This window comes from Streptomyces sp. NPDC048643 (assembly GCF_040650615.1).
In the GTDB taxonomy this organism is placed as follows: domain Bacteria; phylum Actinomycetota; class Actinomycetes; order Streptomycetales; family Streptomycetaceae; genus Streptomyces.
In genome coordinates, this window is the sequence record NZ_JBEZHO010000022.1 from 19305 (window position 1) to 37427 (window position 18123).

14 protein-coding genes are annotated in these 18123 nt (G+C 72.5%); 10 read left to right on the forward strand and 4 right to left on the reverse strand.

Features of this window, described 5'->3' with window-relative positions:
* Nucleotides 1-46 precede the first annotated feature (46 nt).
* Nucleotides 47-775: a class III extradiol dioxygenase subunit B-like domain-containing protein gene (locus tag AB0C62_RS22160; RefSeq protein WP_362975588.1), complete on the forward strand. Its 729-nt coding sequence runs from the start codon at nt 47-49 to the stop codon at nt 773-775.
* A 430-nt stretch (nt 776-1205) separates the two neighbouring features.
* Here AB0C62_RS22160 and AB0C62_RS22165 read toward each other — a convergent pair whose 3' ends face one another.
* A complete protein-coding gene (locus tag AB0C62_RS22165) occupies nt 1206-1469 on the reverse strand; it encodes an antitoxin (protein WP_362975590.1) in 264 nt (87 codons plus the stop codon).
* A 24-nt stretch (nt 1470-1493) separates the two neighbouring features.
* Nucleotides 1494-1748, reverse strand: coding sequence for a hypothetical protein (locus tag AB0C62_RS22170; RefSeq protein ID WP_362975592.1), 255 nt, complete (start codon nt 1746-1748; stop codon nt 1494-1496).
* A 182-nt stretch (nt 1749-1930) separates the two neighbouring features.
* Between AB0C62_RS22170 and miaA the strand changes: the two genes are divergently transcribed.
* The 6 genes from miaA to hflX all read left to right on the forward strand — a co-directional run bounded on the left by miaA (nt 1931) and on the right by hflX (nt 10382).
* A complete protein-coding gene (gene miaA / locus AB0C62_RS22175; RefSeq protein ID WP_362975594.1) occupies nt 1931-2869 on the forward strand; it encodes a tRNA (adenosine(37)-N6)-dimethylallyltransferase MiaA in 939 nt (312 codons plus the stop codon).
* A 107-nt stretch (nt 2870-2976) separates the two neighbouring features.
* Nucleotides 2977-3516: a hypothetical protein gene (locus AB0C62_RS22180; RefSeq protein ID WP_362975745.1), complete on the forward strand. Its 540-nt coding sequence runs from the start codon at nt 2977-2979 to the stop codon at nt 3514-3516.
* Between the two features lie 49 nt (nt 3517-3565).
* On the forward strand, nt 3566-4435 hold the full coding sequence (dapF, locus tag AB0C62_RS22185) for a diaminopimelate epimerase (RefSeq protein ID WP_362975596.1): 870 nt from the start codon (nt 3566-3568) through the stop codon (nt 4433-4435).
* A 290-nt stretch (nt 4436-4725) separates the two neighbouring features.
* On the forward strand, nt 4726-6912 hold the full coding sequence (locus AB0C62_RS22190) for an HD domain-containing protein (protein WP_362975598.1): 2187 nt from the start codon (nt 4726-4728) through the stop codon (nt 6910-6912).
* Between the two features lie 113 nt (nt 6913-7025).
* Complete coding sequence (locus AB0C62_RS22195; protein WP_362975600.1) at nt 7026-8534, forward strand: M1 family metallopeptidase; 1509 nt, start codon at nt 7026-7028, stop codon at nt 8532-8534.
* Nucleotides 8535-8885: 351 nt separating this feature from the next.
* Nucleotides 8886-10382, forward strand: a complete 1497-nt coding sequence (gene hflX, locus AB0C62_RS22200) for a GTPase HflX (protein ID WP_362975602.1) — start codon at nt 8886-8888, stop codon at nt 10380-10382.
* An 88-nt stretch (nt 10383-10470) separates the two neighbouring features.
* Here the strand turns inward: hflX and AB0C62_RS22205 are convergent, their stop codons facing one another.
* A complete protein-coding gene (locus AB0C62_RS22205) occupies nt 10471-11655 on the reverse strand; it encodes a hypothetical protein (RefSeq protein WP_362975604.1) in 1185 nt (394 codons plus the stop codon).
* A gap of 188 nt (nt 11656-11843) precedes the next feature.
* Nucleotides 11844-13073, reverse strand: a complete 1230-nt coding sequence (locus AB0C62_RS22210; protein WP_362975606.1) for a hypothetical protein — start codon at nt 13071-13073, stop codon at nt 11844-11846.
* 438 nt (nt 13074-13511) lie between these two features.
* Here AB0C62_RS22210 and AB0C62_RS22215 point away from each other — a divergent pair, with 438 nt between their 5' ends.
* From AB0C62_RS22215 to AB0C62_RS22225, 3 genes are all read left to right on the forward strand, one after another.
* On the forward strand, nt 13512-14858 hold the full coding sequence (locus AB0C62_RS22215; RefSeq protein WP_362975747.1) for a diaminobutyrate--2-oxoglutarate transaminase family protein: 1347 nt from the start codon (nt 13512-13514) through the stop codon (nt 14856-14858).
* Nucleotides 14859-15073: 215 nt separating this feature from the next.
* Nucleotides 15074-17035 carry an IucA/IucC family protein gene (locus tag AB0C62_RS22220; RefSeq protein ID WP_362975749.1) on the forward strand — a complete coding sequence of 654 codons (1962 nt, stop codon included), beginning with the start codon at nt 15074-15076 and terminating at the stop codon, nt 17033-17035.
* Between the two features lie 36 nt (nt 17036-17071).
* The gene (locus tag AB0C62_RS22225; RefSeq protein WP_362975608.1) at nt 17072-17938 is read left to right on the forward strand and encodes a GNAT family N-acetyltransferase; all 867 of its coding nucleotides are present in this window, start codon (nt 17072-17074) and stop codon (nt 17936-17938) included.
* The last annotated feature ends 185 nt before the right edge of the window (nt 17939-18123 follow it).

Genomic DNA, 18123 nt, shown 5'->3' on the forward strand with positions numbered 1-18123 from the left:
GTCCGGCCCCGGGCAGCCTCCGGGCGACACCGTTACGCTGCGGATCATGCTTGTAGCCGCCGCAGTCTGCCCCTGCCCCCCGCTGCTCGTCCCCGATGTCGCCGCCGGCGCGGCATCCGAGCTGGACGCCGCGCGCGCGGCGTGCACGGACGCGCTGGGCGTGCTCGCCGCGTCCCGCCCCGACCTGCTGGTGGTCGTCGGCCCCGCCGAGCAGAGCGGCCGCGGACCGCACCCGGAGGGAACGCGCGGCTCCTTCGCCGGCTTCGGGGTCGACCTCGCCGTCCGCCTCGGCCGAGAGAGCGCGCCCGACACGGGCTCCGACACCGCGGACCGTCAGCTCCCGGCCTCCCTGGCCGTCGCCGCCTGGCTGCTGGAGCGCACCGGCTGGTCCGACGCCCCCGTCGAGGGAGTCGGCGTGGGCGAGCCTCTGGAAGCCGAGCGGTGCCTCCGGACGGGGGCTCAGCTCGGCGCGCGCGCCGAGCGCGTAGCGCTGCTCGTGATGGGCGACGCCAGCGCGTGCCGGACGCTCAAGGCGCCTGGCTATCTCGACGAACGCGCGGTGGGCTTCGACGCGGAGGCCGCCCGCGCCCTCGGAACAGCGGACGTCGAGGCGCTCAAGGCGCTGGACGCGGAACTGGCCCAGGAGTTGAAGGTCGCCGGGCGCGCCCCCTGGCAGGTCCTCGCGGGCGCCGCGGAGGGCGCGGGTCTGGCCGGCGCCCTGCTCTACGACGACGCGCCCTACGGAGTCGGATACATCGTGGCGGCCTGGTCCTGAGGGCGCGCCGGGCTTCGGCGGTCCGGGGCGGGCCCGTCGACCCGGTCCGGCGGCTCTGGTTGTCCCGACCGGGAGTCCGTGGCGGGGACTCCGTGACGTACGCCGTACCCGGGATGCGGTAGCGGCGACTGCCGTGCTCGCTCCCGGCGACGCCGCTGCGGCGTGCTCGGCCGGGTTGCCCCGTTCCTCGCTCCCAGCCTGTCGACGCGGACGGTCCGGGCCGGCCCGGACCTCCGGCGAGAACAGTGAAACCGGCGACCCGGCGACCCGGCGACTCGGTGACTCGGTGACCAGGGCCGGTGCGCCCGGGGATCACGGCATCCCCGATCCGTCGCCGGCATCCCCGATCCGCCGTCGCGAAGCCGTCCGCGGAAACGGCGGACGGCCGGAAGCACGGGGCTTCGCGGCCGTCCGCCGATGTGCGCGTCGATCAGGGTGCCTGAGGCGGCGTCGGCATGTCCGGCGGTGTCGCCGGGCCGTCGCCCTCCTTCGCCGCGAGGCGGTCCATGGCGTCCTTCGCCTTGCCGGTGCCCGTCCGGATCGTGTCGCTGTACTTGTGCTTGGTCTTCTCGTCCACGACCTTGGCGGCCTTCTCCAGGCCGGAGTTGACCTTGTGCCCGTGCTGCTGCGCGAGCCCCGAGACCTTGTCCTTGGCCGGCTCCAGCTTGGCTTTCAGATTGTCCATCAGACCCATGGTTCGCCTTCCCTCGCGGGGCAGTTACCTGCGGGCGCTCTCACCGGCTTCGTTGTCGGCGGCCTGGTCGGCGGTCTGCTGCCTCGGGATGTCGACGTCCTCCGCGGTGCCGGCCTCGGCGGTTCCCGCCGTCGCCCCGCCCGCGCTCCCGGACGAACCCTCCGCGTCCACCGCCACCTTCGCCTCGGCGCCGACCGGCCCTGCGGGGGCCTGCGCCTCGGCGGTTGACGCCTCCTCCGTCGCCTTCGACCTCCGGAGAAGCCGTGCAAATACGCCCATATCCGCTCCATACGTTACTCGTGAGGGCGAAATTCCGCGTTGCCCGGTGCGTCCGATTGCGTCGCCCGGGTCACCGGCTCTCGACGCCGGCGGGTGGAACCTCGCAACAGGCAACGAACCCGGACCGGGCCCGTCACGTAGCTCGTTAGGGGAGAGGCCCCGGGGTTTGCGAGACTGGGACCGTGAGCAGCGCACCCCCCGCCCCCCGGGTCATCGCCGTCGTCGGACCGACCGCGGCAGGAAAGTCCGATCTGGGCGTTTTCCTCGCCAAGAGCCTCGGCGGCGAGGTCGTCAACGCCGACTCCATGCAGTTGTACCGAGGGATGGACATCGGCACCGCCAAGCTGACGGCCGAGGAACGCGGCGGAGTTCCGCACCATCTGCTCGACATCTGGGACGTGACCGTCACGGCCAGCGTCGCCGAGTACCAGCGCCTCGCCCGCGCCCGTATCGACGCCCTGCTCGCCGAGGGCCGCTGGCCGGTCCTGGTGGGCGGCTCCGGACTGTACGTGCGCGGGGCCGTCGACAACCTGGAGTTCCCCGGCACCGACCCCGAGGTGCGCGCCCGCCTGGAGGAGGAGCTGACCCTGCGCGGCTCCGGCGCCCTGCACGCCCGGCTCGCCATGGCGGACCCCGAGGCCGCGCACGCGATCCTGCCCAGCAACGGCCGCCGTATCGTCCGCGCCCTCGAAGTCATCGAGATCACCGGCAAGCCCTTCACCGCCAACCTCCCCGGCCACGACTCCGTGTACGACACCGTGCAGATCGGCGTCGACGTGGCGCGCCCCGAGCTGGACGAGCGCATCGCCCGCCGGGTCGACCGCATGTGGGACGCCGGGCTCGTCGACGAGGTGCGCACCCTGGAGGCGCACGGCCTGCGCGAGGGGCGCACGGCGGCACGCGCGCTCGGATACCAGCAGGTGCTCACGGCGCTCGCCGGGGAGTGCACCGAGGACGAGGCGCGCGCGGAGACCGTCCGTGCCACCAAGCGCTTCGCGCGCCGTCAGGATTCATGGTTCCGGCGCGACCCCCGGGTGCATTGGCTCAGTGGGGCTGCGGCGGATCTCACAGAACTTCCCGAGCTCGCACTGGCGTTGGTCGAACGACCGGTCACAGCCTGATCACGTCATGGCATCGGGACGCTCCGGCCGTCATCGGGGCCTCCGGCGGCGTGCCATCATCGAGCTTCGATCGACCAGTGAAGTCCGAGTTGGGAGGGCGCGTGGCGATGGAGGCCGGCCCTCGCGACACTGCACGAGGCACTGAGCACGGTGCCCTTCCGGACGGAGACGGTCTGAGCATCGACCCGGACGCCGATCGCGGCGTCGAGCCCGAGCTGGGCGGGGAACCCCTCAGCTCGGACGGACCCGACGACATCCCGGCCGGGGTGATCGCCGACGGGCCCGAGCCCGGCGCGATGTCCCCCGAGCCCGAGGTCGAGGTCGAGCTGCGCCCGCAGCGCCGGCTGCGCATCTGGCAGCTCGCGCCCATCGTGGCGCTGGCCGCCACCGGCTCCCTGATGTTCGCCTTCCCGCTGGCCTTCGAGTTCGGTGACGGCGGTGCCGTGGTCGCCATGCTCGGCCTGCTGATCTGCTCGTGCGCCGCCGGCTGGGGCATGATGGCCGCCCGCCGCGTCGGCTACGCCCTGCCCGGCTTCCCCGCGCGCGGCTCCGGCCACCGCCCGGACTGGCGCGTGGTGATCGCCTACGTCGTGGCCGTCGCCGCGGTGGCGGTGCTCGCCGTGTGGCGCGTGGCGCGACTGCGCTGACCCGGGCGCCGGACCGCGACGCCCGGATCCGACCCCGTACGATCGAGGGATGAGCACGCGGATCGCCTTCCTCAAGGGACACGGGACCGAGAACGACTTCGTGATCGTCCCCGACCCGGAGAACGCCATCGACCTCCCTCCGGCCGCTGTCGCCGCCCTGTGCGACCGCCGTGCGGGCATCGGCGGCGACGGTCTGCTGCACGTCGTGCGCTCCGCGGCCCACCCGGAGGCCCGGGCGATGGCCGCCGACGCGGAGTGGTTCATGGACTACCGCAACGGCGACGGCTCGGTCGCCGAGATGTGCGGCAACGGAGTGCGGGTGTTCGCCCGCTACCTCCAGCGCGCCGGACACGTGGCCGAGGGCGACCTCACGGTCGCCACGCGCGGTGGCGTCAAGACCGTGCACCTCGCCAAGAACGGTGACGTCACCGTCGGCATGGGCAAGGCCCTCCTCCCCGAAGCACAGGTCACGGTCGCCGTCGGAGAGCGCAGCTGGCCCGCGCGCAACGTGAACATGGGCAACCCGCACGCCGTCGCCTTCGTGGACGACCTCGCGGACGCCGGCGACCTCTACACGCCGCCGCCGTTCACCCCGGCCTCGGTGTACCCGGACGGGGTCAACGTCGAGTTCGTGGTCGACCGCGGGCCGCGCCACGTCGCCCTGCGGGTCCACGAGCGCGGCTCCGGCGAGACCCGCTCGTGCGGCACCGGCGCGTGTGCCGTCGCTGTCGCCGCCGCCCGCCGTGACGGCGCCGACCCGGCCGTGACCGGTACCCCGGCGACCTACACCGTCGACGTGCCCGGCGGACGCCTGGTCATCACCGAGCGGGCCGACGGCGAGATCGAGATGACGGGCCCCGCGGTGATCGTCGCCGAGGGCGAGATCGACGCGGACTGGCCGGCCGGCGCCCTGAGCTGAACGACCCGAGGGCCGGCCGGGTGCCGCGCGGTCCCGTTGGACACGCGGGAGTGCCTCCGCACCGCTTCCTGCCGTACGTCCGTGCCGCCCCTTCCAGAAGTTCGAAACTGTAAACCCCCGGACAGTCGCTCGAATGGGTGATCCGTTTCACGCTCGGCGAGAGGCGGTCAACCGGGCGTGGTGGGCTCGGTAGCATCAAGCACCGGCCCGGACGGGGGACCGACACCATCCCCTGAGCCGAGTACGCCCTGGGGCACCCGTCCGCCGGTCTTACGCAGCCGGAGGTGCCCATGAGTGCGGAGGCGACGAATCCCGCGACGCCAGGCCCCGCAACGCCCGCCCCGCAGCGCACGGCCCCGCTCGAACCCGGAGTGGCCCCGGCGCACCGCAGGAAGGGGCGTCCGCGCATCGACCTGCGGCGACTGGGCCGGGCCGCGCTGCTGGGACCCACCGCGCGCGACCGGCTGCCGGACGCGATCGGGCATGTGGCGGAGGCCCACCGCGCCCACCATCCCGACGCCAAACTGGAACCCCTGCGCCGGGCGTGGGTGCTCGCGGAGTCCTCGCACCGCGGTCAGATGCGCAAGAGCGGCGAACCCTACATCACGCACCCGCTCGCCGTGACCCTCATCCTCGCCGAACTCGGCGCCGAGACCACGACGCTGACGGCCTCCCTGCTCCACGACACCGTCGAGGACACGGAAGTGACGCTGGATCAGGTCCGCGAGGAGTTCGGCGACGAGGTCTGCTACCTGGTCGACGGCGTCACCAAGCTGGAGAAGGTCGACTACGGCGCCGCCGCCGAACCGGAGACCTTCCGCAAGATGCTGGTCGCGACCGGCAACGACGTCCGCGTGATGTCGATCAAACTCGCCGACCGGCTGCACAACATGCGGACCCTCGGCGTGATGCGCCCGGAGAAACAGGCGCGCATCGCCAAGGTGACCCGCGACGTGCTGATCCCCCTCGCCGAGCGTCTCGGCGTCCAGGCGCTCAAGACCGAACTGGAAGACCTCGTCTTCGCGATCCTGCACCCCGAGGAGTACGAGCACACCCGGGAGCTGATCGTCGACAACGCGAGCCGCGCCGACGACCCGCTCGCGGAGATCGCCGAGGAGGTGCGGGTGGTCCTGCGCGACGCCGGCATCCAGGCCGAAGTCCTCATAAGGCCACGGCACTTCGTCTCCGTGCACCGCGTGTCGCGCAAGCGCGGTCCGATGCGCGGCGCCGACTTCGGCCGGCTCCTCGTCCTCGTGAACGAGGACGCCGACTGCTACGGCGTGCTCGGCGAACTCCACACCTGTCTCACCCCGGTGGTCTCGGAGTTCAAGGACTTCATCGCCGTCCCCAAGTTCAACCTGTACCAGTCGCTCCACACGGCGGTCACCCGGGGCGACGGCCAGGTCGCCGAAGTCCTCATCCGCACCCACCAGATGCACAAGGTCGCCGAAGCCGGCGTCATCGCGCTCGGCAACCCCTACGCCGTCCCGTCCGAGGACCAGCCCGACGGAGGCGGCGACCGACCCTTCGAGGGCGAGCGCGCCGACCCCACCCGCCCCGGCTGGCTCTCCCGCCTCCTTGACTGGCAGCAGGGCGCCCCCGACCCCGACACCTTCTGGTCGACGCTGCGCGAAGACCTGGCCCAGGACCGCGAGATCACCGTGTTCCGTGCCGACGGCGGCTCACTGGGCCTTCCGGAGGGGGCAAGTTGCGTCGACGCCGCGTACGCGCAGTACGGGGAAGACGCGCACGCCTGCATCGGCGCCCGCGTCAACGGCCGCCTGGCGACGCTGAGTACGGTCCTCAAGGACGGCGACACCGTTCAGCTCCTCATGGGCCAGGACCCCGCCTCCGAGCCCTCCAGGGAGTGGCTGGAGCACGCGCACACGGCCGCCGCCCGGATCGCCATCCAGCGCTGGATGGCCACCCACCCCGCACCCGGCGCCGAGGAGGCCGCCGCCACGGGCCCCAGGCCGCCCGCCGAGACCCCGCCGACGCGTCCCACGGCCGCACACGTCACCCGCCCCGCCAACGCCCTCGTGGACCAGCCGGGCGCCTCCGTACGCATGGCCGGCTGCTGTACGCCCGTACCGCCCGACGAGGTCACCGGCTTCGCCGTGCGCGGGGGAGTGGTGACCGTGCACCGCGTGGAGTGTCCCGGAGCGGCACGGATGAAGGGCGACGGGCGCCCGGAGGTCGGTGTGCGCTGGGGCGCCACCACCGAGTGCCGCGTCACGCTGGTCGCGGAGTCCTTCGGTCGGCCGCACCTGCTGGCCGACCTCACCGAGGCCATCGCCGGGGAAGGCGTCGCCATCGTGTCGGCGACCGTCGAACCCCCCAGCCAGCAGCGCGTACGCCACACCTACACCCTCCAACTCCCGGACGCGGCACGCCTCCAGGGCCTGATGCGCGCCATGCGCAACGTGCCCGGAGTGTTCGACGTGAGCCGGGCCCAGCATCCGGCGGCCGCCCAGTAGCCCCCCGGCCCCCGACGGCCGCGCTCGCCCGATGAGCCTCCGGAGGGACACGTTCGGGTGGGCCGGTCGCGCGTCGCCACCATCGCCCCGGCGCGCGCTGGTAGCGGTGGTCCATGCCGCTCGAAGCCGCCCCCGCCCCTGCCCCCGTTCCCAGCCGCCCGAGGAGCCGCCGCGTCCAGGCGGCCCTGCTCGCCTCGGCCGTCTCCGTCTGCCTGATCGCCGCGAGCGCCCCCTCCCCGGGCACGGCCCTCGGCATCGGCGACCGGCTCTTCCCCACCCTCGGCAACCCCGGCTACGACGTCGAGTCGTACGACCTCGCCTTCACCTACTCCGGCGCCAACGACAAGCCGCTCACGGCCGTCACCACCATCGACGCCCTCACGACCGCCCGACTGGACCGCGTCAACCTCGACTACGCCCACGGAACCGTGCGGTCGGTCGAGGTCAACGGTTCGCCCGCCGACTTCGCGAGCGCGGGCGACGACCTGGTGGTGACCCCGGCCAGGACGGTGCCCGCCGGGAGTCCGCTGCACATCACCGTGCGCCACACCAGCGACCCGGTCCCCGCCAAGGACCAGGACGGCGGCTGGGTCCGCACGAAGGACGGCCTCGCGATGGCCAACCAGGCCGACGCCGCGCACCTGGTCTTCCCGTGCAACGACCATCCCTCCGACAAGGCGATGTTCACCTTCCACGTCACGGCCCCCGAGGGCTACACGGCGGTGGCCAACGGTCTGCCGGCGGGCACCGACCGGGCCCGCGGGGCCACCACCTGGTCGTACCGCACCGAACACCCCATGGCCACCGAGCTGGCCCAGGTCTCCATCGGCCGCTCCAGCGTGCTGCACCGCACCGGACCGCACGGCCTGCCCGTCCGCGACGTCGTCCCCACCCAGGACCGCGCCGCGCTCGAACCGTGGCTCGCCAAGACCCCCGACCAGATCGCCTGGATGGAGAGCAAGGTCGGGCGGTACCCCTTCGAGACGTACGGCCTGCTGATGGCCCAGGCGCAGACCGGCTTCGAACTGGAGACACAGACGCTCTCCCTGTTCGAGAAGGACCTCTTCACCGAGCCCGCCTACCCGAAGTGGTACGTCGAGTCGATCATGGTGCACGAGCTGTCCCACCAGTGGTTCGGCGACAGCGTCAGCCCCCGCACCTGGTCCGACCTGTGGCTGAACGAGGGACACGCCACCTGGTACGAGGCCCTGTACGCCGAGGAGAAGGCGAACCGGCCCATGGAGAAGCGGATGAAGGCGGCCTACGGCATGTCCGACGCGTGGCGCGCCGCCGGCGGGCCGCCCGCGGCGCCCAAGGGACCGAAGCCCGGCCACAAGATCAGCATCTTCCGGCCGAACGTCTACGACGGCGCGGCCCTCGCTCTGTACGCGCTGCGCCAGGAGATCGGCCGCCCGGCCTTCGAGCGCCTGGAGCGGACCTGGGTCACGGTCAACCACGACGGGGTCGCCTCCACGGCCGACTTCGTGGACCTGGCGTCCGCCATGGCGGGCCGCGACCTGAGCGGCTTCTTCAAGGCGTGGCTCTCCGGCGAGAAGACACCCCCGATGCCGGGTCACCCCGACTGGAAGAGCGACGCCCCGCAGGCCCGCAAGGGTGCGTGAGACAGCGGGGACCGCGCGCGCGTGCGGCCACGGAACGGGTCCGGCCGCCGCGCCGCGGACCGGTGGCACCGGCACGACGGGGTGTGGTGGCGCGGCGACGGCGCGTGGCCGGCGCCGGTCGAGGAGCGCGTCGGAGCACCCCGAGTGGGCATGTCCGCAGGTGCGCGGCGGTGCCCGTTAAGCGCGTGACGAGACGGCCCGTACCGTGCGACCATCTTCGAGCCGACGGAGCAGCCCCCTCACCGGGGGCGACCCGGCGGTGAACGGGAATCTCCCGGCGGCCCCGGGCGTTGTTCCCTGTGACGGACGACATCTGTCGGCCTTCCGCTCTCCCCTCTACGTAAGGATCCAATGACCTCCTCTTCTTCCCCTTCCCAGGACGCGCAGAGCCCCGCGCAGAACTACCCCGAAGGTCTTCGGGCCGATGCCCTGATGGAAGAGGACGTCGCCTGGAGCCAAGAGATCGACGGAGACCGGGACGGCGACCAGCTCGACCGCTCCGAGCGCGCGGCCCTGCGCCGCGTGGCGGGCCTCTCCACCGAGCTCGAGGACGTCACCGAGGTCGAGTACCGACAGCTCCGTCTGGAGCGCGTCGTCCTCGTCGGTGTCTGGACCACGGGGACCGTTCGGGACGCGGACAACTCGCTGGCAGAGCTGGCCGCCCTCGCGGAGACCGCGGGAGCGCTCGTGCTCGACGGCGTCGTCCAGCGCCGCGACAAGCCCGACGCGGCCACGTACATCGGTTCCGGCAAGGCCAACGAACTCCGGGACATCGTCATCGAGACCGGCGCGGACACGGTGATCTGCGACGGTGAGCTGAGCCCGGGCCAGCTGATCCACCTCGAAGACGTCGTCAAGGTCAAGGTCATCGACCGTACGGCCCTGATCCTCGACATCTTCGCCCAGCACGCCAAGTCCCGAGAGGGCAAGGCGCAGGTCGCGCTCGCGCAGATGCAGTACATGCTGCCGAGGCTCCGCGGCTGGGGTCAGTCGCTGTCCCGTCAGATGGGCGGCGGCTCGGGCGGCGGTCTCGCCACCCGTGGTCCCGGTGAGACCAAGATCGAGACGGACCGGCGTCGTATCCGCGAGAAGATGGCGAAGATGCGCCGGGAGATCGCGGACATGAAGACGGGCCGCGACATCAAGCGCCAGGAGCGCCGTCGCCACAAGGTGCCCTCGGTCGCGATCGCCGGTTACACCAACGCCGGCAAGTCGTCCCTGCTCAACCGCCTCACGGGCGCGGGCGTCCTCGTCGAGAACGCGCTGTTCGCGACCCTCGACCCGACCGTGCGCCGGGCCGAGACCCCGAGCGGCCGGCTGTACACGCTGGTCGATACGGTCGGTTTCGTCCGGCACCTGCCGCACCACCTGGTCGAGGCGTTCCGCTCCACGATGGAGGAGGTCGGCGACTCCGACCTGATTCTGCACGTGGTGGACGGATCGCACCCCGACCCGGAGGAGCAGCTGGCCGCCGTGCGCGAGGTCGTCCGGGACGTCGGCGCGACGAAGGTGCCCGAGATCGTCGTGATCAACAAGGCGGACGCGGCGGACCCGTTGGTGCTCCAGCGGCTGCTGCGGATCGAGAAGCGCTCCATCGCCGTCTCGGCCCGTACCGGCCAGGGCATCGCCGAACTGCTCGCCCTGATCGACAACGAGCTGCCCCGCCCCTCGGTCGAGATCGAGGCGCTCGTGCCGTACACGCAGGGCCAGTTGGTCGCGCGTGCGCACACCGAGGGCGAGGTGATCTCCGAGGAGCACACCGCGGAGGGCACCCTGCTCAAGCTGCGGGTGCACGAGGAACTGGCCGCGGACCTCGCTCCGTACGTCGCGGAGCCCGCGCTCCGCTAGACATCCGCGTCGTGCACGACGAAGTCCCGCCCCCTCCACGAGGGGGCGGGACTTCGTCGTGGAGCGGCTCCGGTCGACGTGCTCGCGGCTACCGGCCGCCGTACTCCTTGCTCATCTGCTCGTACAGCGCTCGCGCGCCGCGCCCCAGCCGCGGGCCCGCGAGCCAGGTGTTGCCGGCCGGGCCGATCGACGTGTTCGACACGAGCTCGGTCCTGCCGTCGACGACGCGGAACCAGCCGCCGCCGGACGAGCCACCGGTCATGGTGCAGCCGATGCGGTACATCGTCGGCAGGGCCGGGTCCAGCGAGAGGCGCCCCGGCCTGTCGACGCACTTGAACATCTTCAGGCCGTTGTACGGCGGCGCGGCCGGGTAGCCCCAGGCGCCCATCGCGCCGACCTCCCGCGTGGACGGCGCGGAGAAGTCCACGGCCAGCGCGTTGCCGACCGTCTCCTCCAGGGACTTGCCGCCCTGCTCCGGCTTCACGTGCAGCAGGGCGTAGTCGTACGGCGCGCCCGCTCCGCCCGTCTCGTCGCCGCCCGAGATCCACTCCTGGGACGTCGAGGCCCAGTCCGCCCACCACTGGCCGTAGGGCGCGACCTCCGAGGCCGTCGCGGTGCCGAGCTGGGCCTCGGACTTCCCCTGGTCGTTGTACGACGGCACGAAGGCGATGTTGCGGTACCAGCCGCCGTCCCCGCCCGCGTGCACACAGTGGCCCGCGGTCCACACGAGGTTGGACTTCCCCGGGTGGTTCACGTCCTTGACGACCGTGCCCGAGCAGACCATCGAGCCCTTGGGGGAGTCGAAGAAGACCTTGCCGACGGGCGCCGCGTGCTCGTGGTACGGGGTCTTCTCCGCCTGCGCCCGCACCGGATCGGGCTCCGGGTCGCTGACGCCTTGGTCCGCCGTCGCGTCCTTCGCGGAGATCGTCTTGTCGGGATCCTCGGCGGACGTCATCCGCTCCGGCTTCCACAGGCCGTCGATCACCGGGTTGACGAAGTCCTCGGCCTCACCGAGCCACTTGTCCCGGTCCCAGTTCTTCCAGGCGCCGTGCTTCCACTGGTCGACATCGATGCCGTGCTGCTTGAGCTTGTCCCTGATGTCGTCCGGGACCTTGATCTTGTCGTCGCCGCTCGCGGAACCCGGCGAGGCGGACACGGTGGACCCGCCGCTCGCCCTGTCGTCGCCGGATTCGCAGGCGGTCGCGGTGAGCGCCAGCGCGGCCACCAGGCCGGTGGCGGCGAGGACCGTACGACGCCGTCTTGAAGAACGCATGCTGCGGTAACCCCCGTTGAAGCTCTGTGCCCTGTGTCCGTCGTGCGCCGGGGCGGCCCCTCATGGGACCCGCCCGGACGTGACACCCCACTATGCATGGGCAGTTGGGGACGAACGGCGGTGGGCCGGTGAACGTTCTTCCGCACCGGCCCACCGTGTTGAAAGGCGACGTGTCACGTCGCCCGCCGTCACTGCCCGGCGAACTTCCCGCTCACCGAGTCGTACACGCCCTTGGCCACCGGGCCCAGCCGCGGGCCCGCCAGCCAGCCGGACTTGACCGGGCCGATCGAGGTGTTGGAGACCAGGGCCGGCTTGCCGTCCGAGCCCGCGGCCACCCAGCCGCCGCCCGAGGAACCGCCGGTCATGGTGCAGCCGATGCGGTACATCGTCGGGTCCGCCTGCGCGACCGACAGCCGTCCCGGCTTGTCCGTGCACTGGAACATCTGCTGGCCCTCGAACGGCGGCGCGGCCGGGTAGCCCGTCGCCGTGATGCTCGACACCTTCGTCACGGCGGGTGCGTTGAAGTTCACCGGCAGGGCCGAACCCACCTTCTCCTCCAGTGACTTGCCGTCACTGCCCTTCTCCGGTGTCACATGCAGCACGGCGTAGTCGTACGAGGCTCCCTGCCCGCCGGTCGAGCCGCCCTGCTCGATCCACTGGTCCGAGGTCTGCGCCCAGTCGCTCCACCACACCCCGTAGGGGGCGACCTCCTCGCGCGGCGCGTTCTGCAGCTGCGCGGCGGTCTTGCCGGCGTCGTTGTACGAGGGCACGAAGGCGATGTTGCGGTACCAGCCGCCCTTCTTGCCCGCGTGCACGCAATGGCCCGCCGTCCAGACGAGGTTGGACTTGCCCGGGTGAGCCGGGTCCTCGACCACCGTCGCCGAGCAGACCATCGTGCCCTCGGGCGAGTCGAAGAACACCTTGCCCGCCTCGGGCACCCCGGCGTGGTACGCCGGTTTCACGGCGCGCGCCGTGACCGGAGCCGGCTCCGGGTCGGTGACGCCCTGGTCACCGGTGAGGTCCGCGTCGTCGACGCCCTTGTTCTGGTCCGGGTCGTCGGCCCCGCGCATCCGCTCGGGGTCCCACAGGCCCTTGATGATCGGGTTGATGAAGTCGTCGGCCTCGCGCAGCCAGTCGTCCCGGTCCCAGTTCTTCCAGGCGCCGTCCTTCCACTTGTCGACGTCGAAGCCGTGCTCCTTGAGCTTGTCCTTGAGGTCGTCGGGGATCTTGATCTTCCCGTCGCTGCTCGCGGACGCGGAGGCGCTGGACTTGGCGTCGGCGTTGTCGTCGCCCGAGTTGCAGGCGGTGGCGGTCAGCGCCAGCGCCGCGGTGAGGCCGACCGCGGCCAGAACGGGGGACGTTCCGCGGCGCGCGCCCCTCCCTCGGCGTGCGGCGAAGGGCGGGCGTATGGATCGCATGGTGCAACTCCCCCTGGGCGTCTGTGAACTGGTCAGGATCCGTCGGTCCGGAACCCGTTGGTACGGGACGTGCGGGACGCACGGGACCGGTTGGTGCCGATCGGCCGGCCGTGACCGGCGATCGTTCGGTATCGCTGAACGGCACCACACACTATGCGCTCGCTGTGGGGGACATCCGACGGAACGGCAACGGTTCCGTCACGGCAAGGATCTTCGATCCACCCGCTTCCCAACGCCCCTGGCGTCGTTGATACGTACGGGGGGCCTGAGGCCTGCGTTCAGAACCCCTCGCCAACTCGCCTCTGGACAGCGGGAGGACCTGAAGTCGTGGCCGTGACCGAATCAGCGGTGGTGCCGTCGGAGGCCCCTGGTGAAGCCGAAGAAGCGCGCGACGGCGCTTCCGCAGCGACCGAGGGAGCGCGCGCGGCGCACGAGGGGATCCTGCGACGCCAGTCGGCGCGCGAGTCCGCGGCCCGCACCTATGCGCGCGCCCTGCCGATCGTTCCGGTGCGGGCGCGCGGCCTGACCATCGAGGGCGCCGACGGCCGCCGCTACCTCGACTGCCTCTCCGGCGCCGGGACGCTGGCCCTCGGGCACAACCACCCCGTCGTCCTGGAGGCGATCAGGAAGGTCCTGGACTCGGGTGCGCCGCTGCACGTCCTCGACCTCGCGACCCCGGTCAAGGACGCCTTCACCACCGAGCTGTTCCGCACGCTGCCCCCGCGGTTCGCGGAGCGGGCGCGCATCCAGTTCTGCGGCCCGGCCGGCACGGACGCCGTGGAGGCCGCGTTCAAGCTCGTGCGCGCCGCCACCGGGCGCACCGGCCTCCTCGCGTTCACCGGCGCGTACCACGGCATGACCGCGGGGGCGCTCGAAGCCTCCGGGGGCGCGACCGACGTCCGGGTCGCGCGCCTGCCCTACCCGCAGGACTACCGCTGCCCGTTCGGCGTCGGTGGCGAGCGCGGCGCCGAACTCGGCGCGCGGTGGACGGAGTCGCTTCTCGACGACACCAAGTCGGGGGTGCCCCTCCCCGCGGGGATGATCCTCGAACCCGTCCAGGGGGAAGGCGGCGTGATGCCGGCGCCCGACACCTGGACGCGGCGGATGCGGGAGATCACGGCGGCGCGGTCCATCCCGCTCATCGCGGACGAGGTCCAGACCGGAGTGGGCCGGACCGGCGCCTTCTGGGCCGTCGAGCACAGCGGGATCACCCCCGACGTGATGGTCCTGTCCAAGGCCATCGGAGGCAGCCTGCCGCTGGCCGTCGTCGTCTACCGCGACGACCTCGACGTGTGGGAACCCGGCGCCCACGCGGGCACGTTCCGCGGCAACCAGCTCGCCATGGCCGCCGGCACGGCCACCCTCGCGTACGTCCGTGAGAACGGCCTGGCCCAGCGCGCGGCCACCGTCGGAGCCCGCATGCTGACCGAACTCAGCTCGCTGGCAGCGGAGTTCCCCATCATCGGGGACGTGCGCGGCAGAGGCCTGATGATCGGCCTCGAATGCGTGGACCCGGAAGCACCCGTGGCCCCCGCGCCCGGCGGTCCCCGGCCGGCCGCTCCCGAACTGGCCGCAGCCGTCCAGCGGGAATGCCTGCACCGGGGCCTGATCGTGGAGCTTGGCGGCCGCCGGTCGAGCGTCGTCCGCCTGCTCCCCCCACTGACGATCAGCGACGAACAGACGACCGCCGTCCTCGACCGGCTCGCGGACGCGGTGCGGGCGGTGGCCCGCGAGGACCGGCGTCCCGGACGGGACGGGACGCGGGGCGCCGACCGTCCCCGGTGACGGTCCGTAGCCGTCCCGAGCCCGACGCATCCCCCAGCACTCCGGTGTGTCGCCGCGCCCACCCGAACGACCTCCAAGGAATACCCGTGAACACCACCCCCGTACCCGACCACCGCCCCCTCGCACACGAGGGAGCAGCAGGGGAACCGCCCCTGCGACGCTCCGTGGCGGAATCGGTTCCCCGGCAGAAGGCCGGCCGCCGGGAGTCCGAGTGGCTGCGCGGGTGCACCGCCGACCCGCTGGAGCAACCCGACACCCGAACTGCCGCCCAGGCCGCGGCAGTCGAGAACCTGCTGCGCTGCTGGGTACGGGAGAACGACCTGGCCGCCCCGGACCACGGCACCCTCCGCATCCCGCTCCCCGCCAGCGGCGCGATCCTGCTGGTCCCCGTCCACTACTGGTCCGCCACCGGCTGGCACCGCTTCGGCCTCCCGCACCTCGCCTACGCTCCCGAAGGCGCACCTCCCGCGGACGCGGTGACCGTGGCCGCACTCCTCGCACGAGAGGCGGTCGCCTCCGGCGCGCCGACCGCGGCCGACCGGGCCGCCGACGGCGGCCGACCCGCGCCCGCCGGGGCCGTCGACGTCGGCGAGGACACCGCTGACGAGGCACTCTCCGACGAGCTGTCCACCGTCTCGCTCTCGCTCGTCGCGTCGCCCCGTACCGATCAGCCCCTGGCGGCGCCGGACCGCCGCGCGGGCCGTACGCAGGACAGCCCGGCCGGTGAGGGTGCCGACCTCGTGGGACGCGTCGCCGACTCCGTCCGGCGCACCGCCGTGTTCATCGAAGACCGGCGGGAACACCCCGCCGACACGGGCGACCGCTTCCTGGCCGCCGAACAGGCACTCCTCCTCGGCCACCCGCTGCACCCGACCCCGAAGGGCCGCGAAGGGCTCTCCGACGCAGAAGGCGCCCTCTACTCGCCCGAGTTGCGCGGGGCCTTCCCGCTGCACTGGATGGCCGTCGCCCCCTCCCTGCTCGCGACCGACTCCGCGTGGACGGAACGCGGCCGGCCCGTGTCCGCCGCGCAGTTGACCCTGCGGCTGGCCGGCGCCGACCTGGTGCTCCCCGACGGATACGCCGCCGCGCTGCCCCTGCACCCCTGGCAGATGCGCGAGCTGAAGCACCGCACGGAGACCGCCGCCCTGCTGGACGCCGGACTGCTCCTGGACCTGGGCCCGCTCGGCGAGGCGTGGCACCCCACCTCCTCCGTCCGTACCGTCTACCGCTCCGGCGCTGCCGCGATGCTGAAACTCTCCCTGGGGCTGCGCATCACCAACTCCCGCCGCGAGAACCTCCGCAAGGAACTCCATCGGGGAGTCGAGGTCCACCGCCTCCTGCGCAGCGGCCTGTCCAAGGAGTGGCAGGCCGTCCACCCGGGCTTCGACATCGTCCGCGACCCGGCCTGGCTCGCCGTCGACGGGCCGGACGGCAGTCCCGTGCACGGGCTCGACGTGATGATCCGGCACAACCCCTTCGGTCCGGCGGACGACGCCGGCTGCGTCGCGGGACTCGTCTCACCCCGACCTCACCACTCCGCCGACGGCCGCCCCCTCATGCGGTCCCGGCTCACCGAACTCGTCACCGGGCTCGCCGCGCGCACCGGGCGGCCGCGCGGCGCCGTCGCCGCCGAGTGGTTCCTGCGCTATCTCGAACACGTCGTCCGCCCCGTCCTCTGGCTCGACAGCGAGGCGGGCATCGCCCTGGAGGCCCACCAGCAGAACACCCTGCTCCTGCTGGACGCGGACGGCTGGCCCACCGGCGGCCGCTACCGCGACAACCAGGGCTACTACTTCCGCGCCTCCCGCCGCGCCGACCTCGACGCCCGGCTGCCCGGCATCGGCGAGCACAGCGACACCTTCGTCCCCGACGACGTCACCGACGAACGCTTCGCCTACTACCTCGCCATCAACAACGTCCTCGGACTCATCGGCGCGTTCGGTTCCCAACGGCTTGCCGACGAGAGGCTGTTGATCGCCGCCTTCCGTCGCTTCCTCTCGGATGTCGCCACCGGCCCGGCCCGGCTCCGCACGCCTCTGCCCGCCCTGCTGCTCGACTCTCCCGTCCTGCGCTGCAAGGCCAACCTGCTGACCCGGCTGCACGGCCTCGACGAACTCGTCGGCCCCGTCGACACCCAGTCCGTCTACGTCACGATCTCCAACCCCCTTCATTCCTGAGGAACATGACCCACCCCGTCTCCTGAGAGGAGCCTCGTGCCTCCCACCGACGCGAGCACCGAAGCCGCCACGGATCACGCCGCGCAGGTCGCTCCCGGATCCGGCCCGGACACCGGAACCCGCCCGCACACCGGCTCGGACCCCGGCGCCGCCACGGACTGCGAGGACACCCTCGATCTGCGCCTTCCGGACGAACTGATCGCCCTGTTCGCCCGGGGGGAGGAGCAGCCCGGGGACGCCGGGGCCGGCGTCGGTGAGCCCTGGACCCTTGCGGAGGCAGGAATCGACGGTGTCGTGGGCTCGTCGGTCGCAGACAGCGGTGCGGGCGGAGGCGATCTGCTCGACCGGGTCGCCGGCTGGGGTCCGGTCCCCACCGGCGTCGGCGTCTTCCAGCTCGTCCCCGTGCGGCCCGACCGGGACGCTCCGCTCGTGTCGCGCTGGATGAACGACCCCGCCGTCGCGGCCTTCTGGGAACTGGAGGGCCCCGAGTCCGTCGTCGAGAAGCACCTGCGCCCGCAGGTCGACGGAGACGGACGCAGCGTGCCCTGTCTCGGGGTGCTGGACGGCATTCCGATGAGCTACTGGGAGATCTACCGCGCGGACCTCGATCCCCTGGCGCGCCATTACCCCGCCCGGCCCCACGACACGGGCATCCATCTCCTCATCGGCACCGTCGCCGACCGTGGACGAGGTCTCGGCTCCGTCCTGCTCAAAGCCGTCGCCGACCACATCCTGGACAAGCGTCCCTCCTGTGCCCGCGTCGTCGCGGAACCCGACCTGCGCAACACACCCTCCGTCTCCGCTTTCCTGAGCGCCGGCTTCCGCTACTCCGCCGAGGTCGACCTGCCCGACAAACGGGCCGCCCTCATGGTCCGGGACCGGGCTCTGCGCGATCTGCTGTGAGCCGTCACTCCTGGTACACCGCTCGACCCGGTCAGGTTCCCGTTCGAGGAGTTCCCGTCCGCTCCACGCCTGCGGACCCCTTCCCACCGGCCGTCGGAACCGCCCTTCCCGCACCCGACCTGATCGCGCCCCCGGCCGTGGCCTTGATCGCCCGGCTGTCAGTGGCGCCCCGTAGGCTGGCACCG